Source organism: Maribacter halichondriae, assembly GCF_027474825.1.
Classification (GTDB): Bacteria; Bacteroidota; Bacteroidia; order Flavobacteriales; family Flavobacteriaceae; genus Meishania; species Meishania halichondriae.
Genome location: NZ_CP107030.1, coordinates 4,202,396 through 4,225,720, shown reverse-complemented (window position 1 = coordinate 4,225,720; position 23,325 = coordinate 4,202,396). Strand labels below are relative to the sequence as shown.

The 23,325-nt window shown below is 41.4% G+C and carries 19 protein-coding genes and 2 pseudogenes; 9 read left to right on the top strand and 12 right to left on the bottom strand.

Annotation, left to right across the window (positions count from 1 at the left end):
- Window position 1 precedes the first annotated feature (1 nt).
- Window positions 2-1,078 (top strand): transporter substrate-binding domain-containing protein, encoded by a 1,077-nt coding sequence (locus tag N8A86_RS19840; protein WP_273566961.1) that lies wholly within the window; start codon window positions 2-4, stop codon window positions 1,076-1,078.
- Between the two features lie 7 nt (window positions 1,079-1,085).
- On the opposite strand, the gene N8A86_RS19835 is transcribed toward N8A86_RS19840, so the two are convergent.
- The 3 genes and pseudogenes from N8A86_RS19835 to N8A86_RS19825 all read right to left on the bottom strand — a co-directional run bounded on the left by N8A86_RS19835 (window position 1,086) and on the right by N8A86_RS19825 (window position 4,069).
- Window positions 1,086-1,799: a hypothetical protein gene (locus N8A86_RS19835; protein ID WP_273566960.1), complete on the bottom strand. Its 714-nt coding sequence runs from the start codon at window positions 1,797-1,799 to the stop codon at window positions 1,086-1,088.
- 5 nt (window positions 1,800-1,804) lie between these two features.
- Window positions 1,805-3,488: pseudogene (gene ggt / locus N8A86_RS19830) on the bottom strand (gamma-glutamyltransferase).
- Complete coding sequence (locus N8A86_RS19825) at window positions 3,485-4,069, bottom strand: acyl carrier protein phosphodiesterase (RefSeq protein WP_273566959.1); 585 nt, start codon at window positions 4,067-4,069, stop codon at window positions 3,485-3,487. The pseudogene ggt and the gene N8A86_RS19825 overlap by 4 nt, the downstream one beginning before the upstream one ends.
- 73 nt (window positions 4,070-4,142) lie before the next feature.
- On the opposite strand from N8A86_RS19825, the pseudogene glmM reads away from it, so the two are divergent.
- Window positions 4,143-5,530 (top strand): annotated as a pseudogene (glmM, locus tag N8A86_RS19820) (phosphoglucosamine mutase).
- 6 nt (window positions 5,531-5,536) lie between these two features.
- Here glmM and N8A86_RS19815 read toward each other — a convergent pair.
- From N8A86_RS19815 to N8A86_RS19805, 3 genes are all read right to left on the bottom strand, one after another.
- A complete protein-coding gene (locus N8A86_RS19815) occupies window positions 5,537-7,204 on the bottom strand; it encodes a formate--tetrahydrofolate ligase (protein WP_273566958.1) in 1,668 nt (555 codons plus the stop codon).
- Between the two features lie 22 nt (window positions 7,205-7,226).
- A complete protein-coding gene (locus N8A86_RS19810; protein ID WP_273566957.1) occupies window positions 7,227-8,240 on the bottom strand; it encodes a sterol desaturase family protein in 1,014 nt (337 codons plus the stop codon).
- Window positions 8,241-8,321: 81 nt separating this feature from the next.
- Window positions 8,322-9,215, bottom strand: a complete 894-nt coding sequence (locus N8A86_RS19805) for a lysophospholipid acyltransferase family protein (protein WP_273566956.1) — start codon at window positions 9,213-9,215, stop codon at window positions 8,322-8,324.
- Between the two features lie 60 nt (window positions 9,216-9,275).
- Here N8A86_RS19805 and N8A86_RS19800 point away from each other — a divergent pair, with 60 nt between their 5' ends.
- Complete coding sequence (locus N8A86_RS19800; protein WP_273566955.1) at window positions 9,276-9,926, top strand: rhomboid family intramembrane serine protease; 651 nt, start codon at window positions 9,276-9,278, stop codon at window positions 9,924-9,926.
- Window positions 9,927-10,066: 140 nt separating this feature from the next.
- Complete coding sequence (locus N8A86_RS19795; RefSeq protein ID WP_273566954.1) at window positions 10,067-11,710, top strand: LVIVD repeat-containing protein; 1,644 nt, start codon at window positions 10,067-10,069, stop codon at window positions 11,708-11,710.
- A gap of 77 nt (window positions 11,711-11,787) precedes the next feature.
- Here N8A86_RS19795 and N8A86_RS19790 read toward each other — a convergent pair whose 3' ends face one another.
- The 3 genes from N8A86_RS19790 to N8A86_RS19780 all read right to left on the bottom strand — a co-directional run bounded on the left by N8A86_RS19790 (window position 11,788) and on the right by N8A86_RS19780 (window position 13,531).
- Window positions 11,788-12,144, bottom strand: a complete 357-nt coding sequence (locus tag N8A86_RS19790; protein WP_273566953.1) for a TlpA family protein disulfide reductase — start codon at window positions 12,142-12,144, stop codon at window positions 11,788-11,790.
- A gap of 16 nt (window positions 12,145-12,160) precedes the next feature.
- Window positions 12,161-12,922 carry a DUF4369 domain-containing protein gene (locus tag N8A86_RS19785; RefSeq protein WP_273566952.1) on the bottom strand — a complete coding sequence of 254 codons (762 nt, stop codon included), beginning with the start codon at window positions 12,920-12,922 and terminating at the stop codon, window positions 12,161-12,163.
- A 102-nt stretch (window positions 12,923-13,024) separates the two neighbouring features.
- A complete protein-coding gene (locus tag N8A86_RS19780; RefSeq protein ID WP_273566951.1) occupies window positions 13,025-13,531 on the bottom strand; it encodes a hypothetical protein in 507 nt (168 codons plus the stop codon).
- Window positions 13,532-13,611: 80 nt separating this feature from the next.
- Between N8A86_RS19780 and N8A86_RS19775 the strand changes: the two genes are divergently transcribed.
- The 5 genes from N8A86_RS19775 (at window position 13,612) to N8A86_RS19755 (ending at window position 20,704) form a co-directional block, all read left to right on the top strand.
- Window positions 13,612-16,524 (top strand): FAD-binding and (Fe-S)-binding domain-containing protein, encoded by a 2,913-nt coding sequence (locus tag N8A86_RS19775; RefSeq protein ID WP_273566950.1) that lies wholly within the window; start codon window positions 13,612-13,614, stop codon window positions 16,522-16,524.
- A 57-nt stretch (window positions 16,525-16,581) separates the two neighbouring features.
- Window positions 16,582-17,646 (top strand): chorismate synthase, encoded by a 1,065-nt coding sequence (gene aroC, locus N8A86_RS19770; RefSeq protein ID WP_273566949.1) that lies wholly within the window; start codon window positions 16,582-16,584, stop codon window positions 17,644-17,646.
- A gap of 66 nt (window positions 17,647-17,712) precedes the next feature.
- Window positions 17,713-19,041, top strand: a complete 1,329-nt coding sequence (locus N8A86_RS19765) for a dicarboxylate/amino acid:cation symporter (RefSeq protein WP_273566948.1) — start codon at window positions 17,713-17,715, stop codon at window positions 19,039-19,041.
- Window positions 19,042-19,899 carry an alpha/beta hydrolase gene (locus tag N8A86_RS19760; RefSeq protein WP_273566947.1) on the top strand — a complete coding sequence of 286 codons (858 nt, stop codon included), beginning with the start codon at window positions 19,042-19,044 and terminating at the stop codon, window positions 19,897-19,899. It abuts the gene before it with no gap.
- Window position 19,900: 1 nt separating this feature from the next.
- Complete coding sequence (locus N8A86_RS19755) at window positions 19,901-20,704, top strand: alpha/beta hydrolase (protein ID WP_273566946.1); 804 nt, start codon at window positions 19,901-19,903, stop codon at window positions 20,702-20,704.
- Between the two features lie 9 nt (window positions 20,705-20,713).
- Here N8A86_RS19755 and N8A86_RS19750 read toward each other — a convergent pair whose 3' ends face one another.
- From N8A86_RS19750 to N8A86_RS19740, 3 genes are read right to left on the bottom strand one after another with little or no spacing between them, the layout of a single operon-like run.
- Window positions 20,714-21,118 (bottom strand): thiol-disulfide oxidoreductase DCC family protein, encoded by a 405-nt coding sequence (locus N8A86_RS19750; RefSeq protein ID WP_273566945.1) that lies wholly within the window; start codon window positions 21,116-21,118, stop codon window positions 20,714-20,716.
- Between the two features lie 40 nt (window positions 21,119-21,158).
- The gene (locus N8A86_RS19745; protein WP_273566944.1) at window positions 21,159-22,739 is read right to left on the bottom strand and encodes a tetratricopeptide repeat protein; all 1,581 of its coding nucleotides are present in this window, start codon (window positions 22,737-22,739) and stop codon (window positions 21,159-21,161) included.
- Window positions 22,666-23,067: a hypothetical protein gene (locus N8A86_RS19740; protein WP_273566943.1), complete on the bottom strand. Its 402-nt coding sequence runs from the start codon at window positions 23,065-23,067 to the stop codon at window positions 22,666-22,668. Before N8A86_RS19740 ends, N8A86_RS19745 begins: the two co-directional genes overlap by 74 nt.
- Window positions 23,068-23,325: the final 258 nt, after the last annotated feature.

Below are 23,325 nucleotides of genomic sequence, written 5' to 3'. Positions count from 1 at the left end.
TATGAAGGCCTTGATTTCACTGCTGGTATTGGTTTTTGCCTTACAAACCAACGTTGCACAGACCGAGAATGATTCCGTCTTAGCAGTTGGCTATACCACGGCACCTCCTTTTATTATTAAAGAAGGGGAATCATTGGAAGGCATCAATATATGGTTATGGAAAAAAGTCGCCAACGATTTGGGATTGGAATATAAATTGATTCCCATGGGATTTTCAGAGATGTTGGATTCCCTAAAGTCGGGTGCCATCGATGTGAGCATCAACCCTTTGACCATCACCAGTGAGCGCAGTAAAGAAATGGAGTTTACCCATTCCTTTTTTGCATCCAATTCTACCGTGGCCGTGGCTAAATCCTCCTCCCTCCAGAAATTGATGCAGTTTTTAAAAGGTTTTTTCAATATGAATTTCCTCAGGGGGCTTCTGTTGCTCTTCGGCATCATTTTTCTATTCGGTTTTGCAGGATGGTATTTTGAAAAACGGGCCAATCCCGAACATTTCCGTTCGGGCATCAAAGGCCTGTGGGACGGACTCTGGTGGTCTGCAGTCACATTGACAACCGTGGGTTATGGCGATAAGGCCCCCAAAAGCGGTTTTGGAAAGGTAGCGGCACTCTTGCTCATGTTTACGGGATTGTTATTTATTTCAGGACTCACGGCGAGCATCGCTTCGAACCTGACCGTAAACGAACTCAGCAATGATGTGGAAAGTTTTTCGGGGTTTAAAGAGCAGACCGTAGGAAGCGTTAAGAATACGGGAACTACCGAATTTTTGAAGTCCCATTTTTTTGATGATGTTCGATTGTACGATAATGTTCAGGCGGGCCTAAGCGCACTACGGAAGAACGATATTAAAGCTTTTATGTACGACGAACCCATTTTAAAATATCGGATAAAACAAGATTCATCGCTTACCAAGATAGAAGTTCTGCCCATCAAATTTGATGTACAATTCTATGCTTTTGGAATCGCAAAGGAGAAAACGGAACTTGAACAGGCTACTTCACAACGTATTTTGGAAATCATGGAAACCCAAGAATGGCAAATCGTGCTCAATGAGTTTGGGCTGACGGAACTTTAAATGGAATTCAATTATAGGCTTTTACATTTCCCATGTGCAAGGTCATTGGTCCTATTTTGTGAGAGCCGGGCAAGAAGGCTCCTGTTTCCATTTTTTTCCAATCGTCCCATGTGGCTTCAAGACCTCCGATCGAAATAATCTTGACCCACATTTGGTAGCTTTCCGGAAAACCATTGGGAAGCAGTTTCCATAAATAGGCGTCGCCGGGAGTGGTACCTCCTTCAGTATAGCTGACCAAAAGACGTTTTGAGCCGTCTTCTAAAACTACCAGCTCACGTTTTGTACCGGTATCAAAAACTTTGAACGGGGCAACGAGCCAAAAAGAATCATTGTTAAAATAGTTGGTGGCGGTTTCTATCAATTCTTTCTTAGAATCATCGATTATTTTCAAGTTGTCTTTAAAAACTGTGCTTTTCGAAGTGTTGGCGAGATGAAGGTTTACAGAGTAGTCGTCCCATTTGACCTCCACTTTTCCATTTTGTTTATCCCATTTATAATGATGGGCACCCCCAGCGAAGGACCATTCGAGAAAGCGGGTATTTTGATATGCTTCGTAGTCCAAACTTTTCAGCATGGTTGACGCTAATTTATCTGCTTCTTCTCCAGATTTCCCTTCCGGAAGTTTTTGGTTGTACATAGCATATAGAATGCCAAATGCTAGCAATACAAAAGCTATTAGGCCAAGTACTATTCGAAATAGTATTTTTAAAAATTTCTTCATTTCATTTAGAAGCCTACGGCAGTGTCGTCGCCGCGTTTATCGGCACCACCTTCAAGGCGACCGTCGGGCAATACCTGAATAGCGTCTACCTTCCCAATGATCGGAGTACGGTCTTGATTGATGATATAGCCTTTTGTTTCTAGTTCTTTTTTGAGTGTGTCCGAAAACCCTTCGGGTTCGAAAATGACCATATCCGGTAACCATTGATGATGAAAACGGGGGCGTTTACCGACTCTTGCATGCTCATATTGAATTCATAAGTATTCAGAATCGTTTGAGCTACCGCGGTAATGATCGTAGAACCTCCTGGGGTGCCGACGACCATATATAATTGTCCGTCTTTTTCAACAATCGTTGGAGTCATGCTGCTGAGCATCCTTTTTTCGGGCGCGATACTGTTCGCATCCGCCCCTATGAGTCCGAACATATTTGGTACACCGGGCTTGGCACTGAAATCGTCCATTTCATTGTTGAGAAAGAAGCCCAGTTCGTCACAATAGAGTTTGGAGCCATAGGCCCCGTTCAATGTCGTGGTGACGGAAATGGCGTTTCCTTCGGCATCGATGATGGAGTAGTGGGTCGTTTCCATACTCTCCAAGATTTCGATTTCCCCATGACTAACATCGGCCGATTTCGTTGCCGAATCAAAGGAGAAATTTTCCATTCTTTCCATTAAATAGGATTGACTCAAAAGTACATCTAACGGAATTTCAACAAAATCGGGATCTCCCAAAAAATAATTTCGGTCGGCGTAGGCCCTGCGGGAAGCTTCGGTGAACAATTGAATCGTTTTTGCGGAGTTATGTCCGAATTCAGCAATATCATAAGGCTCCATCATCTTGAAAATCTGATTGATGGTCACTCCTCCGCTACTGGGCGGACTCATGGAAATAATCTTTAAATCCTTATAATTGAAAATGATGGGTTGTCGCCATTTGGCCTCATACTTTGCCAAGTCTTCCTCGGTGATAAAACCTCCTTTTTCCTGAATAAAATTCGAAAGTATTTTGGCGGTCTCGCCTTTATAAAATCCGTCACGCCCTTCTTTGGAAATTCTTCGGAGCGTATTGGCCAAAACGGGATATTTAAGCGTGTCTCCGGCCTTGCATCCAATAGGAAAACTGGTAATTCCGTCGTTGACTTCCAAAATTGATTCCCGGTAATTTTCGAAGCGATTGGCCTGGTTTTCGGTCACCACAACCCCTTTTTCGGCCAAGGCGATGACCGGTGCGAGTAATTCTTCCATGGAAAGCGAACCGAATTTTTCATGTACTTCGAAGATTCCGGCTATCGTACCCGGTACCCCGACCGCGGTAGCACCTTTGGTACTCATATCGGGAATTACCTTGCCAAGGGAATCCAGATACATATCCTTGTGGCCCGATAAGGGTGCTTTTTCTCGGTAATCGATTCCCCCAACATCACCATTACTTTTGCGGTATACCATAAATCCGCCACCCCCTAAATTACCGGCAAAAGGGTAGGTTACGGCTAAGGCCATTTCGGTCGCTACCATAGCATCAAAGGCGTTTCCGCCCTTTGCCAAAATATCGGAACCTATTTGGGAAGCCTCGACGCGGGCCGATACGACCATCGCATTTTCGGTAACCAACCCAGTCGGTGCGGCTGGCTGTTTTCTGCAATTTAAAAGAGTAGGAGAGGAAGAAGCAGGAATAAAAATTTCTTCATAAGGATATATATTTCTGGCGGGAAAAGATAATCAATTCTTCAAAAAAATCGGTAAACTCCGTTTCGAACGCCTCGTAATGTTCTTCGAGGTCCAAAATGGCAAAGTTCATTTTCGATTTGTTCTTTGTCCTGCGGTTCATTCCGCTTAAAACTCTACCAATGCCTTCCATTTTGGAATAGTTGTAGATCCAATTATCGGAGATCATATAGGGCATCATCCGTTTCACCCCATCTGGTAGTATTTCGTAGTTGTCCTCTAATAAATCATAGAAGTGCTCTACGAACACATCCAAAGGTGTATCGGAATAGGAGTTCCAGTTTTTGGCCAAAAAATGGTCGTAAAAAATATCAACGATGACCCTACTATAATGACTGTAGTTTTTATGTAGACGTTTGCTGCTTATTTTAGGGATGTAGTGCGCATCGGTATAGGTATCAATATCGCGATGCAAAACAATACCTTGCTGAACCCTAGCCGGAAGATGCTTGAACTTGTTGCCCCGAATACTATCGGCTATAAAGTTTCCCAAGGTAATTTCATCATCCCCGAAGGATAGATAAATATGTGCCAAAAAATTCATCGGCATAATTTACAAAGAAGCGCAATAGGTTTATACTGCAACCGTTTATATTTGCAAAAACTTTTCAAGACTTATGACACTAATCAAATCGATTTCAGGAATACGCGGAACCATTGGAGGGAAACCAGGGGATAACCTGACCCCCATAGATGCCGTGAAATTTGCGGCCGCCTATGGTAACTGGTTGAAGGAGTATTCAAACAAAAACGATTTGAAAGTGGTCATCGGGCGTGATGCCCGCCTCTCTGGTGAAATGATACAAAATCTCGTAGTCTCAACTTTGGTCGGATTAGGCATCGATGTCATCGACCTAGATCTTTCGACGACACCAACTGTTGAAATTGCGGTTCCGTTGGAGAATGCCGATGGCGGTATCATTTTGACCGCAAGCCATAACCCCAAACAATGGAACGCGTTGAAATTGCTGAACGAAAAGGGGAGTTTTTAAATGCGGCAGAAGGAGCATTGATTTTAGAGATTGCCGAAAAAGAAGACTTCACTTTCGCGGAAGTCGATGATTTAGGAAGTATTACCAAAAACGATGCTTACATCGACATTCACATCGATGAAGTTTTGAATCTGTCCTTGGTCGATGCGGATACCATTCGAAAGGCCAAATTTAAAGTGGTTGTGGACGGGGTGAATTCAACAGGGGGAATTGCCATACCCAAGCTTTTGGAGGCCTTAGGCGTAGAAGTCGTAAAACTGTATTGTGATCCAACGGGACATTTTCCTCATAACCCTGAACCGTTGAAAGAACACTTGGGAGATATTTGTGAACTAGTGGTTAAAGAAAATGCCGATTTCGGTATCGTTGTAGATCCCGATGTAGATCGCTTGGCCTTTATCAGCAATGACGGCGAGATGTTTGGCGAGGAATATACCTTGGTCGCCTGTGCAGATTATGTTTTGGGAAAGACCAAAGGTAGCACCGTTTCAAATTTATCGTCTTCAAGAGCATTGCGAGATATTACTGAAAAGCACGGAGGTACTTATGAAGCCGCTGCGGTGGGCGAAGTAAACGTGGTCACTACAATGAAAGCCACAAATGCCATAATCGGTGGCGAAGGTAACGGGGGCATCATTTACCCTGAAAGTCATTACGGTCGTGATTCTTTAGTCGGCACGGCTTTGTTCTTAATGTTGATGGCCGAAAAAGGAGGTACCGTAGCCGAACTTCGGGCTAGCTACCCTTCGTATTTTATGAGCAAAAAGAAAATTCAATTGACTCCTGGTTTGGATGTAGATGGAATTCTTAAAGCTATGGCCGAAAAATACCAAAACGAAGATATTTCCACTATCGACGGCGTAAAAATCGATTTCCCGGAAAACTGGGTACACCTTCGCAAATCGAATACCGAACCTATTATTCGTATTTATACAGAAGCAAAAAGCCAATCAGTGGCAGACGGACTTGCAGATCGTATTATTGGAGAAATAAAAACTGTTGCGGGTCTATAGAACCCACTAGAAAAGCCCTGTAATATTCCCTTGTTCATCAATATCAATATGCTCAGAAGCAGGTTTTGGAGGAAGCCCCGGCATACGCATAATATTCCCCGTAATAGGAATTAAAAATCCCGCCCCAGCAGCAATCTCAATATTCCGAACCGTAATGATAAAGTTCTTCGGTCTACCCAATAGTTTCGGGTTGTCCGAGAGAGATTTTTGAGTCTTCGCAATGCATATGGGCAATTCATTCAAGCCTAAATCATGAATGGTTCTTAAATCTCGTAAGGCCTGACTGGCATAATCTACATGTTCAGCGCCGTATATTTTAGTGGCGATGGTTTTGATTTTATCCTTTACGGACATTTCCCATGGGTACATGGGTTTAAATTGTTGGTTACAAGCTTCTGCAATTTCCACTACTTTTTTGGCAAGTTCCAGAGCACCTTCACCACCTTTTGCCCAAACATCCGCTAAAGCCACTTGAATGCCTAAACGTTTGGCAGTTTCCCATATCAATTCGATTTCAGCATCGGAGTCGGATACAAAACGGTTGATGGCGATGATGGGCTTGACATTGAATTGCTTGATATTCTCGATGTGCTTTTCCAGATTGGGAATTCCCTTCTCCAAAGCTTCCAAATTTTCAATAGTGAGTTCGTCTAATTTTGCCCCGCCATGGTACTTCAAAGCACGTATGGTAGTTGTCAACACAACTGCTTTGGGTGATAATCCCGCACTTTGGCATTTGATATCGAAAAACTTTTCCGCACCTAGGTCAAAACCGAATCCGGCTTCGGTAATGGTATAATCGGAAAAAGTCATCCCCATTCGGGTCGCAATGACCGAATTGGTACCCTGTGCGATATTGGCAAAAGGCCCACCATGAATGATTGCGGGGTTTCCTTCTATGGTCTGTACCAAATTGGGTTGTATGGCATCCTTCAACAAAGCGGTCTTCGCGCCTTCGGCTTTTAAATCTCGGGCATAAATCGGAGTTTTGTCAAAAGTGTATCCAATGAAAATGTTGCCTAGGCGTTTTTTTAAATCCATCAGATCATTGGCCAAACAAAGAATCGCCATGATTTCAGAGGCCGCAGTGATATCGAATCCAGTTTCTCTTGGAATACCTGAACCTGTACCTCCCAAGCCAACGATGACTTGACGTAGCGAACGGTCGTTCATGTCGATGACCCGTTTCCATGAAATGGTTCTGGGGTCAAGATTCAAAGAAGTAGTTTTGCTTTGTATGTTATTATCGATTATCGCCGATAACAAATTGTGTGCCTTCTCAATGGCCGCAAAATCCCCAGTAAAATGAAGGTTGATGTCCTCCATGGGAAGTACTTGTGAATAACCCCCACCAGTTGCACCTCCTTTTATACCAAAAACAGGCCCTAAAGAAGGTTCCCGCAGCACAACGGTAGCTTTTTTACCCAAACGATTCAATCCCTCTGTCAATCCGATGGACAGCGTTGTTTTGCCTTCACCTGCAGGAGTAGGGGATATTGCGGAAACGAGAATGAGGTTAGATTGCGCAACTTTGGTAGCATCTATAAATTTCAAGGGAATCTTAGCCTTGTACCTTCCATATGGTTCTATGGAATCTTCTGGAAGTCCTAATTTTTCAGCGATTTGTGCGATGGGTCGGAGCGCTGCTTTACGTGCGATATCAATATCGGTCATATTGGTTTAGTTTATAAATGTGCTATTCGGTTTCAGGATAACTTTGGTTGATTCGACTTTTGTTCAGGTAGGCTTCTCGAACCACTTTTGCGGTTTGGTGTTTCCCCTCGTGGTGCCAACCGGGCGGCATCACGATATATTTCAGTTTGTTCATGAATCCAGGGGCGCGAACTACGTCTTTTACTAAGGCTCCGATTTCTCCGAAATAGACATCCCAGAAATTCCCCGAATCCATTTTTCTGGTAATGCCATATTCGATTTGTACATTTTGATCTTCGTCTTGATAGGTCTTGAAAACTTTGTCCCAAACATTCAATAGGTTGCAGAAATTAGTGTCCATATACAGTGGATTTCTTGCATGGTGAACGCGGTGATGGGAAGGTGTCAAAACTATTCTGTTCAAGAATCCCAAACGACCGTCTTTCAACAAGTTTTCTCCAATATGGATGAACGCCCCGTAGGTGCCGTCGATAAACATGATTAAAAAGAGTAGCTCGGGCGATAGTCCCAACAAGAGACAGACCGTAGTCCTGATGGTATCCGCATAAGGTGCTTCCAAGAAAAAGTGAGCGTGGGATACGGAAAGGTTCATATCCTCTGGTGCATGGTGTGTAGAATGCAAGCACCAAAACAGGCGGACTTTATGGCCCCAATAGTGATAGAGAAAATGCCCAAACTCCCATACAATATAGCCGTAAATTAGCCAATACCAAGTTATGCCCGCTTGAAATAGGGCAATTGGCTGTAAAACCCCTATCAAAAAAGTTACCATCGCAATGGCAATGAACCTGCCTACGATACGATTAAAGAGGTAAATCAAGAAGTTTACTTTATAAACCTTTGCTTGTGGTTTTTTGTAAATCAAGCCTAAAATCAATTCAAGTAGTAATAAAAAAGGAATGATAGGGTAAATCAAGGAAACAATGCCCTCATAGGTTTTAAAGACACTATAATCGCCGGTTTTTAGAATTTCCCAAGCTTGGGAAATGCCTAAAAAGCCAATAATCTCATTGTAAAGAGTTTCGAGTAGTTCCATGGGTCGGTTTTTTGAGACAACGGAAGAATAAAAATAAACTTTTTGGACTACCAATGAAATTGAAGACCATACCCAAAAAAATTAAGGCGATTGAAACGCCTCTGGCACCTTATTGCGATGCTTCCAACGTTTATGGGTCCACAGATAATGTTCGGGGCGTTCTCTGATTTGTTCTTCGGTCAGCGCGATAAACTTTTTGGTAATTTCATTGGGTTCGGTTTCTTTTCCTGATACCGTAATCGGTATGAACTCTGCTTGGTAAAATCCTCTTTTGACCTTTGATACTTTTAAGAATACCACCGCTAAATCTAGTTTTCTGGCCAAGGTTTCGGTACCGTTATATATAGGAACGGTAATGCCCATAAACTTGTCCCAATAATGGGCGTGCACGACCATGGGCGATTGGTCGCTGACCATACCGTAAATACTCGTGATCCCATTTTTTTCGTTCCGAATGACCGTTTTTACGGTTTCGTGTGTGGTAATAAGGATAGTATTCCATTTTGAACGCAAATCTTTGACCAGCTTGTCGAAATACTTGTTCGCTACCTTTTGGTATACGGCGTAGCCCTTACTTTTTACATAAAGGTTTAAACTAACGTTCCATTCCCAATTGGCATAGTGAGAGCAGGGCACCAAAATGCTCTTTTCCTTTTCAATTTCCTGAATTACATCTACGTTGATAATGTGATATCTTTTTTTAATATCTTCTTTGGAGAGATTCATCGTCTTTATCATTTCCAGAAACATATCGCACATATGCTTATAAAATTTCTTTTCGATGCACTTGATTTCGGCTTCCGGTTTTTCTGGAAAAATAAGATTCAAATTCTCTTTAACGACTTTTTTGCGGTATCCGAAAACACGGTAAACCAAGAAATATACAAAATCCGAAAAACCATAAAAAAGGCGATAGGGTAAAATGGAAATGAGCCAAATGATCGGGTAGACCAGAATAAAGACGAGTAGTTGCATGCAATGACCTATCAATGTGCAAATATAGCTATATTTGACACCAAAGCTAAGTTTACCCCTATGTACGATTTACATATTGCTACCATTGCGATTATCGCGGCCAACGTACTGGTTTCCTTAAAAGGGTTTAACGACCAGTCTTTCTTCGAACGTTACAAATTTGGCATTGGACCTATTCGTGCAGGACAGAAAGTACGTATGCTAACTTCTGGTTTTCTGCATGTGGATTTCACCCATTTGCTATTCAATATGATTACGCTTTATTTTTTTGCGGATCGGGTAATCAATTGGTTCGGGGCCGGAAAATTTTTGATCATCTATTTTGTCAGTCTACTTGCCGGCAGTCTTTTGGCGCTTTTCTTTCATAAAAACGAACCTTATTATAGTGCGGTCGGGGCAAGTGGCGCCGTGACAGGTGTTCTGTACGCTGCCATTTTATTGGAACCTGATATGCAATTAGGCATCATGTTTATTCCCATTCCAATTCCCGCTTATATTCTGGGTATTGGCTATCTATTGTATTCCATATACGGAATGAAAAGCCGATTGGGCAATATTGGACATACGGCGCATTTTGGTGGTGCCATCGGTGGTTTTGCTACTACCTTGCTCTTTAAACCTGACTTACTGTTTACCGAAACCTTGATGGTCATTTTACTTGCCGTTCCTATTGTAATACTATTTATAATGGAAAAGATGGGGAAGATTTAACCCGTAGCCCTGTTTTTTACTATAGATATCCGTAAATGGCGAGCTAATGATGCAGTTCGTCGAAAAAAAGTAGGAAAATATAACTTCTTTCTAATTTTGCCGTTACGTTAGAACCCAAATCTAATTGAAAAACCTACTTAATGATGAAAAGAATATCCCTAGTGGCAATGACCACTTTAGTTTTTATCGCGTCCTGTAGTGACGAAACTACGGTATATAGGGATCCTCAAAACGACATCCTTTTAGAAAATAGCCAATCCATATTAGAGAATAGTATTGCGTATGACAAATCTGGAGTACTCGATATCTATGAGGAAGATGGCGTTACTGGAAAATTTTCACTGACCGCCAAGAACGAACAGGCGGGTGACTACCCCTTGACCCTTGTGGCCCAAGTTAAGCCGCCATCCTTCAATGGTGGAGAAAATCTTACCGCTTCGCATGTCTTTGTTGAAGGTGATTATGCCTATGTTTCATATAACACTGTCGAAGATGGTTATGTAGGGGGTATCGATATCATAGATGTCAGCGACCCGAACAAACCCCGAGTTACTTCAAGATTATATTATGTCAATGCGGACATCAATTCCATTAAATATGAGAATGGATATGTTTATGCCGTAGGAGGTGTGGACTCAGAAAAGTCGGTTCGTGCAACCTCGAACTCCTTTGTAGCCCGTATTCCGGCTTCCAATGGAAAAATGGATATCGGTGCAGGTATCACCTATGGTTTTCAGGAAGGATTCAATGCCACCGATATTACCATAACCGCAAATTCCGTAATCGTTTCAAGTGGTAAAGACGGATTTTTGACTGTGTACGATAAAGGAAGTCTAACAATTCAGAATGAGTTGCCTTTTCCGGACTTACGTTCAGTGGTCTCCAAAAATGGTGTCATTGCTGCGCTGGATGCTTCAAAAGGAGTTAGCCTATTGGACCAAAGCTTGAACATTACTAAAGAAATTCCAATCGATTCCGATTTCGGAAATGCCTCAAAAAGAACTTTGGACTTTTCTACTGAAAATATAATCGTTTCTGAAGGGTCAAAAGGTGCCGGAGTATACGATGCCACTACGGGAAATCTCTTGGAGTATATACCGATATTGATCAACCCTGAAGGAGTAGCGACAAGCGATGTCGTTACCAATGCAGTAGCAATTAACGAAGATATGATGCTTATGGCCAACGGCGGAGCAGGGCTATGTCTCTCTGAAGAGCAGGATAACGGAACCGAATTGGTCGGAATCATAGAATTGGACGGATCGATCAATTTCGTTGCCTCAAACGGAGACTACGCTTTTGCAGCTTCTGGAAAGGAAGGGCTTCAAATAATTAAATTGAACAGACCTAGCGAAAGTCTCGTTTCACGCTGTGCATCCCTTTTGGCATATGAGGGCAGTGCCAATCTAACCGTGTCCCAAGGTGATACCAAAGAGTATCGCGGAGCTAAAAGATTCAACAGAATTAATGTAGAAGGCTCTCTGTTGCTCTGTGGGTCATGGACAACCAACAATAGCAATACCATCGCGGATAATGGTCTTTTTGAAATGAACGGAACTTTTGTGGTCGGTCGCAATAATAAGCGGAAAAATATCACCGTTGGAAAAAACGCGATATTCAGAGTGGAAGGAAACCTAACGATTTATGGTGATCTAATACTAGAAGACGGTGCCAAGGTCGAGTTCTTGGGCTCTTCCTCTGTGGTGAACATTTTCGGAAGTGTTAAAAAAACAGGAACTGTCGACGTTACTGGAAACTTTGTTGATGTTCAGAATAAGTTCTAAATAAGTTTCATTTCATAAATAAAATAACAAGGCCCGATGTTCGAACATCGGGCCTTGTTATTTAGCTTATATTTTTATTAGTTCAGTAGCTCTGCCACTTTTTCTTCCAAAGCTTGACCTCTTAAATTTTTGCCTACAATGACCCCGTTTTCATCGATTAGAAATGCAGCGGGAATGGCATCTACATTGTACAACTTCGCAATCGGGTCGTTAAAATATGCCAAGTTGGATACTTGATTCCAAGTCAATCCGTCATCTTGGATGGCTTTTTTCCAATCCTCGGCCGTTTTGTCCAAAGACACTCCGACGATGTTAAGTCCCTTTTCATGATATTTTTTATAGACTTGAACTACATTCGGGTTTTCAGCCCGACAAGGCTTGCACCATGCCGCCCAGAAATCGATAAGGGTTACTTTGCCCATTGCATCGTTCAAGGCGAGTGTTTTTCCATCAGGCGTTGGACCCGAAAACTGGGGAGCCTTTTGCGCCGACTTCCGTATTTTTTTCAGATTCAGCACGTTGTTTCAATTGTTCAAGTTGCTCTACGACCTTTTTTGCCGCCGAAGTTTCCTTTATTTCGGGAGAAATCCCATCATACATGGCCTGTACCTCCTCATAAGGAAGTTGTCGCGAGGTAATAACCCTTTCAAGCAATAAAACGGAAATTAAAGCGTCTGGATTTTCGTTGATATACGTAAGCTCATAGGCCTGCGCTTGTTCCTGTAAATCGGCCATCTCCTCGTTCAACGAAGTCAATACGGCCTGGTCTTGGCCCATGGTAGCTTGTTGAATATCATTTTGAATGGACATGGCTTGTTTTGATAGGGCCCTTGAATTATCCATGTATTTGGCAAAATAGTCGTTTTGAGGTGCTCCTTTTGTTTCTGCACCAGAAAGACTGTCTTTATGCGCTGTTATTTGAACCTCTCCATTTTCTAGAATTACGGCGGTGTATCCCAACAATTTATCCACGAAGAGAAAATGCATTTCAGGGGAATCAACAGACGCCCCGGAAAAAGTAAACTGGCCATTTTCAATGGTTGTAGTGTCTATATCTACGGGCTGCATGTTATCGCCCATTTTTCTTAGAAATACTTGGGTGCCGTTTTCGACCTCGCCGGTCAGATTTCCCTTTAATGTATATCCATCAGGTTTTTGATTGCAGGCCATGATGGCAAGTACAATTCCCAAGGACAATAAAAATTTTTTCATTTTTTTCATTTTTAGAATCGCAAAGGTAGGTATATAATAGGATATAAAAAAAGCCCTTGACTTCAACGGAACAAGGGCCAAATAGCAATTTAATATATTTTCTCAGAAGGTGTAACGAACGCCCAAAGCTATATCAAAATCAAAGCTATCATTGAAGTCACTATATCCTAAAATCCCAATTTCGGGTCTGAAGTCCAAGGATAATAATAGGGGAAAATCAAATTTATATTCGATACCAACATCTCCAGCGGCAAAAACGAATAGTCCGCCGTCAGCTTGATACGGGAGATTATTTTGCAATGTAGGCTCAAAACTAACACTTCCCAAGCCGCCACCAACACCATAATACCACTGAAATCCTCCATCAATACTACGCACCCATTGATAAAGGGCGGCGAGCTTGAAGGCATCATATCTTCTGCTGTCGCGCCAACCAAAATCTATTTCAGCCCTGGTATATCGGCCAATCGATTTTTGATATGAAATTTCGGCTCCGAAGCCATCGCTATCACCAAGACGAAGCCCAAGAGCGTGATCCGCGATTTCCTGCGCTCCGATGGTACATGTAGCGAAAAAAATAAGTAAAGAAACTAATTTTGTGATTTTCATATAGTCTAGAATAAAGTTTAAACTTTTAAAACATAGGGTTCAAGAGTAAAAACTTAATTTAGCACCTAAAATTGTCTGTCTTGATAGAAAAGTTGTTAAATGATTTAGGGAATGGTCTTGATGGGGATGTTCAGCAAGGTGCTCTAGTGACCGCCCTATATTCAACGGATGCCTCTGTTTATCGAAAGACACCGATGGCTGTGGCCTTCCCGAAGACGATTGCCGATATTCAAAAACTTATTCGATTTGCTCGACAAAACAAAATCGGTCTTATACCAAGAACCGCCGGAACTTCGCTGGCCGGACAGTGTGTAGGAGATGGTATCGTAGTGGATATTTCGAAATATTTTACGAATATCGTTTCACTTGATAAGGATAAAAAACAAGTAACAGTCCAGCCCGGGGTAATTCGTGATGAATTGAACCAATATTTAGAACCCTTTGGATTGTTTTTCGGCCCAAATACGTCTACATCGAACCGTTGTATGATAGGAGGGATGGTCGGCAACAACTCCTCAGGAACCACCTCCATTCAATATGGGGTTACTCGAAATAAAGTATTAGCCCTCAAAACCCTTCTTGCCGATGGCACCGAAGCGGAGTTCTCCATACTCACTCAACCCGATTTCGACAAAAAACAATACGACAATACATTTGAAGCATCGATTTATAGGAATATATATAAAGAACTAACCAATAAAAAGTTACAAAAAGACATTATCGACCAATTTCCTAAACCGGAAATCCATCGGAGAAATACCGGGTATGCCATTGACGCCTTACTGGCATTCAAACCGTTCGGAGGCTCGAACGATTATGTCAACCTCTGTCAACTACTAAGTGGTAGCGAAGGCACATTGGCCTTTACCACCGAAATTACATTGCAATTGGACGAGCTGCCCCCTAAATTATCGGCTATGGTGGTCGCGCATTATGAAAGGCTTGAAGATTGTTTGAAAGATGTTGTTCCCGTAATGAATCATAATCTACACACCTGTGAAATGATGGACAAGGTGATTCTCGATTGCACCAAAAATAATAGAGAGCAGCTTAAGAATCGCTTTTTTGTTGAAGGAGATCCTGCGGCCTTGCTCATGTTGGAGGTTAAAGATCATACCGAAACGGGATTGAAACAACAATTAAAAGAACTGCTAAGCACTATAGACTCTTCAGGATTGAGTTATGCTAGTCCGATATTGAAAGGGCCGGAAATCAATCAGGCCTTGGAGCTACGAAATGCTGGATTGGGCCTTTTAGGCAATATCGTTGGAGACCGTAAGGCTGTCGCGTGCATAGAAGATACTGCGGTAGCCCTCGAAGATCTAAAGGACTTTATAGGGGAGTTTACCCAAATCATGAAAGATTATGGGCAAGATGCGGTCTATTATGCCCATGCAGGGGCGGGAGAACTTCATTTGCGACCTATTTTGAACCTCAAAAAATCAGACGATGTAGCCCTTTTTAGAAAGATTACCACCGATGTTGCCAAACTTACCAAAAAATACAGGGGCTCATTTAGTGGCGAGCATGGTGACGGCATTGTTCGCGCGGAATTTATTCCTTTGATGATCGGGGAGGAAAACTATGAGTTGCTAAAACGGATAAAATCCTATTTTGACCCCCACAACATCTTCAATCCAGGAAAAATTGTGGATGCCTATCCCATGGATGAATCCTTGCGTTACCAAATCGACCGTGAAGAACCTGTAATCGAAACTATTATGGATTTTTCTGATAGCGAGGGTATCCTTAAAGCAGCCGAAAAATGTAATGGTAGCGGAGACTGCAGAAAGACACATCATATGTCAGGCACAATGTGCCCAAGCTATCACGCCACGAAAAATGAAAAAGACACTACCCGTGGTAGGGCCAATGCCCTACGTGAGTTCCTGACCCATTCTGAGCAGAAGAACAAATTCGACCAAAAAGAGTTGAAAGAAGTTTTTGATCTTTGCCTGAGTTGCAAGGCCTGTGGTAGCGAATGCCCTAGCAATGTCGATGTGGCCACTTTGAAGGCGGAATTTCAATATCAATATCAAGAAGCGAACGGATATCCTTTACGTGCCAGACTATTTGCGCACAACACAAAATTGAACCGATTCGCAAGTAGGTTTTCAGGACTTACTAACGCGATGTATTCCTCAAGTGTTTTCGGAGGTTTGCTGAAAAAATCGGTCGGAGTTGCCAAGCAGCGTAGCCTTCCAAATGTTTATAGTTTTGATTTCGATAAATTATTGCAATCATTTAAAAATAAAAATGTTGCATCAAATAAAAAGATTTTTTTATACATCGATGAGTTCACAAAGTTTTTAGATGTTGATCTAGGAAAAGACGCAATTGAAGTGTTAATCAGGTTGGGTTATGATGTCAGTCTTTTTTATGCAGAAAGTGGGCGCACCTATATCTCTAAGGGTTTTTTAAAACAGGCCAAGACCTTGGCTTTGAAGAATATTCCGAAATTAAAGGAGTTCGCGGATGGTCAAATTCCCCTAATTGGACTAGAACCTTCGGCAATCTTGACCTTTAGGGATGAATATAAACGCTTTTCAAGTGATTCCGAAACGACGAACGCTATCGCGAATAACTGTTTTTTAATAGAAGAATTTCTTTCGCAAGAGATACAGAAAGGCGAACTGACAGCTGAAAGTTTTAATAATGAATACCGAACCATTAAGATTCATGGCCATTGTCACCAAAAGGCCTTGAGCAATCAAAAAGTGACTTTTGACATGCTCAATCTTCCGGAAAATTATAAGGTATCCATCATCACTTCAGGATGTTGTGGAATGGCCGGTTCCTTTGGTTATGAGAAGGAACATTACCAAGCGAGTATGCAAATTGGGGAGTTGAAGCTGTTTCCCTCGATACGAAAATCCAAGGAAGATGTTATCATAGCTGCCAATGGTACAAGTTGTAGACATCAAATCTATGATGGCACACAAAGGCAGGCTTTGCATCCAATATCAATATTAAAAGATGCCCTCCTCAATTGATTTCCATATCTATCGATTTAAAATTACCTTTGAGGTGTCTAAATAACCAACAAAAATATGGCGGGGAATTCCTTTGGAAATTTATTTAAACTAACCACATTCGGAGAATCGCATGGCATTGCCATCGGAGGTGTTCTAGATGGATGTCCTTCAGGAATTGAGATCGACCCTGATGCGATTCAATTGGAGTTGAATAGAAGAAAACCTGGACAGTCGGCCATAGTAACCCAACGTAAAGAACCGGATACAGTAGAATTCCTATCCGGAATTTTTGAGGGAAAGACCACCGGAACCCCAATCGGCTTTCAAATTAGAAATACAAATCAAAAATCAAAGGACTATTCACACATTAAGGATTCGTACCGCCCGTCACATGCCGATTATGTCTATGACCAGAAATACGGATTTCGTGATTATCGCGGAGGCGGCCGAAGTTCGGCACGCGAAACGGCTAGTAGGGTAGTGGCCGGCGCCATTGCAAAACAATTTTTAAAGGATATAAAAATTAATGCCTTTGTCTCGCAAGTCGGTGCGCTAAAACTGGAAAAAAGTTACCAAGACCTTGATTTGTCCCTGACCGAATCTAACCCCGTTCGTTGTCCGGATCCAGAAACGGCAGAAAGGATGGAGGCACATATCAAAGATGTCCGAAAAGAGGGTGATACCATTGGTGGGGTCATTACTTGTGTGGCCCGTAACGTGCCTATTGGTTTGGGAGAGCCTGTTTTTGACAAGCTCCATGCTGAATTGGGCAAGGCCATGCTGTCCATCAATGCCGTCAAGGGTTTTGAATATGGCAGTGGCTTTGAAGGAGTCAAAATGAAAGGTTCGGAACATAATGACCAATTCAATTCAGATGGCACTACAAAAACCAACTATAGTGGTGGTATTCAAGGGGGTATAAGCAACGGTATGGATATTTACTTTAATATTGCTTTCAAACCGGTAGCGACCATTATCCAACCGTACGAGACCATTGATAAAGAGGGCAATAAAGTCCAGACCCAAGGTAAAGGGCGTCACGATCCCTGTGTCGTACCAAGGGCCGTGCCTATTGTTGAGGCAATGATGGCATTGGTTCTGGCCGATTTTACATTGTTGAATCGTACGATCAAGCTATAAATTCTCTTTTTTGGCACATTACCTTGCAAAATGGTATCTTACCCGGCATAATCAAACTAAACTTTTATGAGGAAGCTCGAATTGCATTGGCAGATAATGATTGGAATGGTCTTGGGGCTGCTTTTCGGCTTCGGAATGACCTATTTCGATTGGGGTAAGGAGTTTGTCACCGATTGGATTGCCCCTCTTGGTACCATCTTTATCAAATTACTTAAACTTATTGCCGTACCGCTGATTCTAGCGTCTTTGATAAAAGGTATCTCTGATTTAAAGGATATATCGAAATTTCGGAATATTGGATTGCGAACGATTGGCATTTACATTGGTACCACAACGGTAGCCATAATATTGGGTCTGGTTTTAGTAAACCTGATGGAACCTGGGAATGGTATCTCTGAAGAAACTATCGAAAAACTGACATCGACTTATGCCAATGACGAGGGGGTAACGGCCAAACTTGAAGAAGCTTCGCGCCAAAAGGAAAGCGGACCTTTGAAATTTTTGGAAGACATGGTTCCCGATAACGCGGTTGGTGCCCTAGGGAATAATCAATTGATGTTACAGGTTATTTTCTTTACCATTTTCATGGGAATTTCAATGCTGTTGATCGGGGAAGAAAAAGCCAAACCATTAAAGGATTTTTTCGATTCCCTTAATGATGTGGTTTTGAAAATGGTCGATTTGATAATGCTTTCAGCGCCTTTTGCGGTTTTTGCCCTGTTGGCAAACGTTGTGGTTTCATCGAGCGACCCGGAAATTTTATTGGCCTTGCTCAAGTATGCGGGAGTAGTGGTTTTAGGACTGTTCTTGATGATCGTTTTCTACTGTGTTTTGGTTTCGGTTTTCGCGAAAAAGAACCCATTTTGGTTTTTAAAACAACTAAGTCCAGCCCAGCTGCTAGCGTTTTCGACCAGTTCAAGTGCCGCGACTTTACCGGTAACCATGGAAAGGGTGGAAGAACATATCGGTGTCGATAAGGAGGTTTCAAGTTTCGTACTCCCCGTTGGTGCTACGGTCAATATGGATGGCACAAGTCTTTACCAGGGCATTGCAGCTGTTTTTATCGCACAAGCACTTAGTTTCGACCTTCCTTTAAGTGCACAGTTGACCATTGTTCTTACAGCCCTGTTGGCCTCGATCGGTACGGCTGCCGTACCGGGAGCAGGAATGGTCATGTTGGTGATCGTTTTGGAATCTGTTGGATTTCCACCGGATAAATATGCAATTGGTCTCGCCTTGATATTTGCTGTAGATAGGCCTCTAGATATGTTACGAACGGTCGTGAATATTACTGGTGATGCTACCGTTGCTACGATTGTAGCTAAATCGGTCGGAAAGTTGCATGATAATCCAAAAGCCCAGAATTGGGACGATCATTTAGATGAAGTAAGATAGATGAACTGGCTCCTGATAGCTTCGATTGGCACGGCGGTATTTATTCTGCTGAACATAGCCGCCTATTTTTTACAGGAGCGTCTTATTTTCAAACCCGAAAAACTTCCTGAGGACTTCGAGTTCAAGTACGAAAATCAGATTTTTGACGAATACAATATCGAAGTGGCCGATGGTGTCAATCTCAATGGCGTGCATTTCAAAGTTCGGAGACCCAAGGGTATTGTGCTTTACCTAAAGGGTAATTCAAGGAGTTTAAAAGGATGGGGGAAATTTGCCATCGACTTTACCCGTCACGGGTTCGATGTCTTGATGGTCGATTACCGCGGATTTGGGAAAAGTACCGGCATCCGCACAGAAGAGGGTATCAAAAAAGACCTGCAATACGTTTATGACGAACTCAAAAAACAGGTCAAAGAGGAGTATATCGTACTTTATGGAAGGTCTTTAGGCTCAGGTTTCGCTACAAAGCTCGCTTCTACCAACAACCCAAGAATGGTGGTGCTAGATGCCCCGTATTATAGCATGGCACACATGGCCAAACGCTATATGTTGGTCATGCCCTTGTCCATTATCATGCGTTTTCCGATTAAAACCTACAAATGGATCCAGTATGTGAAGTGTCCTATAAAAATAATACATGGCACCAATGATAAACTGATTTCGTTCAAGACCAGCATAAAACTTTCGAAGATAAATGCTGAACGCACACGGTTGTACCCCATTATTGGAGGCGGACACAACAATTTGCACACCTTTCCGCAGTACCATCGGTTTTTAGACGAGATTTTGCACGCCAAACTTCCAAAAGAAATAGACCCAAAGACCAGTAGCCTCAACTTTAGAAGAAAAAAACGTTAAGATGAGACGGTTAATACGTTTTTTAAAGTTTTTAGTACTATCAATAATTGTTGTATTGACCATGTTATACTTTTTTCAGGAAAAACTGATTTTTCATAGCGGTGAAATCCCTCAAGATTATGTTTTTCAATTTGAATCGGAGTTTGAAGAGCTTTTTCTTTCCGCAGAGGATGGGGCAGTGCTCAATGGCCTTCATTTCAGGCAAGAAAATCCAAAAGGTGTTATTTTATATTGCCACGGCAATGCGGGCCAATTGGATGATTGGGGCAATTGGGCACAAGAACTTTCCAATAGATATCAATATGATGTCGTTATCTGGGATTATCGTGGTTACGGAAAAAGTAAGGGCAAGAGACGCCAAGATTTAATGTTGAACGATGGTTTCCTGTTCTATGAATACTGCAAGAGACACTTTACTGAAAATCAGATAAGTATCTTTGGCCGGTCTTTAGGCGGTTTTTTTGCTACGCACATTGCAAAGGAAACAAATCCTCACAGGTTGATTTTGGAATCGACCCCGACCAGTCTTTTGGATATCGCTAGAAATCAATATCCTTATCTTCCTGCAGGACTTTTGCTGAAATATAAGTTCCAAAATCTTCAAAACGTTGAAGTAATCGGTGTTCCGATCCATATTATCCATGGAACTTCCGACAATCTGGTTCCCTTTGACCATGGAGAAAAATTGTTTAGGCTTTCTGTGGCCCCGAGCAAGAAATTCTATCCTATCGATGGTGGTGGGCACAATAATCTTTCAAACTTTGAGAAGGTATATTTTGATGCTTTGGATGCCGTACTTAACTAAGTTTTGAAGTTAGAGAAATTTGGCCTTTATTTCGGGGGTAGGAACTATACATTGGTCCTTTTTGCCGTACCAAGAATACCGATTACGTGCCACAAAATCGTATACGATATTTCGGATAGAAGCGGGAACCCATTGAAACAGGCGGAACACCGACCATAACCCACCAATCTCTTTGGCAATCTCGATAGCGGCTTCCGATTTGGTATAATAGGCAACTCCCGGATCGATAAGAATAATGGAATCCACTTTTGACGTATCGATTTTGCGTTCAGAAACCAACTTTTCGCCAATCTCACTTTGCAAGGCCGTAAAGCGGAAGACGTCCTTTTTGTCCCTTTTTATGATGTACTGCACAGAGCGGTTGCAGAGATTGCAAATGCCGTCAAAAAGAATGATTTTCTTGTCTTTTTTCACAATGCAAAGATACAATAGGTAAAAATGGTCGTAGTGAATTTTATAAGGTATTTAAGAAACTGGTCAAATCGGTATCCTTATCAAGATTTAGTTTCTTTTTAAGTCGATATTTTGATTTCAGTATGCTATCTGGTAGTACATTTAAAGTAGCCGCTATCTCTTTGGTGGTTAAATTCATGCGTAAAAAAGCGGCCAGACGAATTTCTTTCTCGGAAATATCGGCATAGATTGTCTTTAACTTTTGATCAAAGTCATTATGAACTTCGGCAAAATAGGTCTTAAATACTTCCCAGTCTTTGTCAGAGGCATTCTCTTTTTTTAACAGCATGACAATTCGCCTAAACTCTGTTTTGAACTTTTCAGGAGAATTCTTTACATTTTCTAAATTATCCATCAATTCTTGTATAAAGGTGTTCTTCTGCACTAAATGAAGCGTTTGTGAAGTGAGTTCCTTCTTTTTATGGGCAATTTCTTGTCTGTAGATTTCTTCTTGTTTTTCCCTAGCTATTCTATTCTTTTTGGTACGTTGTCGAAAGCCAAAGACCAAAAGCCCAGATAAGGCTAGGGCAGAGGCCATGCCACCTGCATAAAGGCCTTTTCTGAGATTGCTGATTTCGACTTCCTGGTAAAGGTTTTTGATTTCTTCCTGTTGAAGTGCGATTTCTGCTTCCTTTTTTTCGGTTTCGAAAATGGTTCGCATTTCCTCTATTTGTTGTGACTTTTTAATTGTAAATATGCTATCCTTTAATTTAGTGTGCAGTTCGAGATCTTCTAAGGCTCTTTCATATTCCTTTAACCGTTGGAAGGATTTAGATCTGTTAAAATAAGCTTCTGAGGCCATGGGGGTCGCTCCAATACTATCGGAAATTATAATTGCTTTTTCAAAATAAGGAATAGCAAGATGTGGCTGGTTCATCTTATTGTAGTAACGACCTAAACTAATATATGCTTCATTAACCTCAGTTGGATTTTCCATTTTACCGTATGTCTCAACTGATTTATTTAGACTTTGCAATGCTTCTGAATTACGACTTAATTCACTATAAGCATTCCCCAAAATATTATGTGCAATTGCTTCTGTTAGTTGAAATTTGTTCTCTTTAGCAATTTCAATACAACGCATAAGATATTCTAGGGCCTCATCTGGCTTATTTTGCAATACCAAGTTTTCTCCAATAATTTTTAGAACATCACTTTCCCAAAGCAAATCTTTAAAGTCGGTATAGACTTTTAATGCTTGCTCAAGGTAAACAAGGCTTTGTTTATAGTTTTTCAAGTCCATTTCCGTTTGACCTAAGGTGAAATATGCATCCGCCTCAAATAAAGGGTCTTTGGCCCTCGCTTTGTATAACTCAAGTGACCTCAACCCATTTTTCAATGCCAAATTGTGTTGGCCTTTCCTTACATTAATATTCGAAAGTGCATGATAAGTAGATCCTATATATTTGAAGTCAATTTCCCTTGCGTTTTTAATTGTATCTCTATTTTCAAAAATTTCTATATTCTCGTTTAAGTATTCTTCTGCTTTATCAAAGTTATTTTTCTTGTTATACAATACAGCAAGGCCCATATTTACTGTCAGAATACCTCTTATATTTTGCAATCTGGTGACTATATCCAACGAGGCTTTTTTTATAGTAAAGCGCAGAATCAAGTTGGTCTTTATTTAAAAAATAAAAACTCAAATTATTGTAAGCTTGCCCAAGGCCGCTCTCATGTTTAATTTGTTTGGATATAGAAACCGCTTCTTGGGCATATTTATATGATTCTTCTGGATTGGTAAAGCTTAGATTCTGATAGATTAGCGAACCTAGGGTTACCTTGGTAGTATCATTGATATGATTATTATACTCCGTAATTAAACTGTCAACGTTCTTATATTCTTGTGAATGCACATTGACGGAAAGGTAAAAGCTTACTAGTATTAATAGTTTGGAAATGGATTTCATAAGGCATTTAATTTAGACGATGTATATCATTTTCTATCTTCTTTAACCAAGATACCTATTATATTCTTTCCCATTACGGTCTATTCCATAGCTTAAGAATTGCTTGTCCATAGAAAATCACTGTTTTGACAAGGGTTATTTTATATATAAATCCTTTTAAGTGTAGTATTTATTAATGTTTCAGGTTTTCTTTCAAACGTATCAAAATTCGAGTGTCCATACTCTTTTTTAGTTAAATCTATATGGGTTGTCCATACT

Excerpts from the sequence above, each read along its gene's own strand:
- N8A86_RS19840 (WP_273566961.1), top strand. The coding sequence starts at position 2 with ATGAAGGCCTTGATTTCACTGCTGGTATTGGTTTTTGCCTTACAAACC.
- N8A86_RS19835 (WP_273566960.1), bottom strand. The coding sequence starts at position 1,799 with ATGAAGAAATTTTTAAAAATACTATTTCGAATAGTACTTGGCCTAATA.
- N8A86_RS19825 (WP_273566959.1), bottom strand. The coding sequence starts at position 4,069 with ATGAATTTTTTGGCACATATTTATCTATCCTTCGGGGATGATGAAATT.
- N8A86_RS19815 (WP_273566958.1), bottom strand. The coding sequence starts at position 7,204 with ATGACCGATATTGATATCGCACGTAAAGCAGCGCTCCGACCCATCGCA.
- N8A86_RS19810 (WP_273566957.1), bottom strand. The coding sequence starts at position 8,240 with ATGGAACTACTCGAAACTCTTTACAATGAGATTATTGGCTTTTTAGGC.
- N8A86_RS19805 (WP_273566956.1), bottom strand. The coding sequence starts at position 9,215 with ATGCAACTACTCGTCTTTATTCTGGTCTACCCGATCATTTGGCTCATT.
- N8A86_RS19800 (WP_273566955.1), top strand. The coding sequence starts at position 9,276 with ATGTACGATTTACATATTGCTACCATTGCGATTATCGCGGCCAACGTA.
- N8A86_RS19795 (WP_273566954.1), top strand. The coding sequence starts at position 10,067 with ATGATGAAAAGAATATCCCTAGTGGCAATGACCACTTTAGTTTTTATC.
- N8A86_RS19785 (WP_273566952.1), bottom strand. The coding sequence starts at position 12,922 with ATGAAAAAATTTTTATTGTCCTTGGGAATTGTACTTGCCATCATGGCC.
- N8A86_RS19780 (WP_273566951.1), bottom strand. The coding sequence starts at position 13,531 with ATGAAAATCACAAAATTAGTTTCTTTACTTATTTTTTTCGCTACATGT.
- aroC (WP_273566949.1), top strand. The coding sequence starts at position 16,582 with ATGGCGGGGAATTCCTTTGGAAATTTATTTAAACTAACCACATTCGGA.
- N8A86_RS19765 (WP_273566948.1), top strand. The coding sequence starts at position 17,713 with ATGAGGAAGCTCGAATTGCATTGGCAGATAATGATTGGAATGGTCTTG.
- N8A86_RS19760 (WP_273566947.1), top strand. The coding sequence starts at position 19,042 with ATGAACTGGCTCCTGATAGCTTCGATTGGCACGGCGGTATTTATTCTG.
- N8A86_RS19755 (WP_273566946.1), top strand. The coding sequence starts at position 19,901 with ATGAGACGGTTAATACGTTTTTTAAAGTTTTTAGTACTATCAATAATT.
- N8A86_RS19740 (WP_273566943.1), bottom strand. The coding sequence starts at position 23,067 with ATGAAATCCATTTCCAAACTATTAATACTAGTAAGCTTTTACCTTTCC.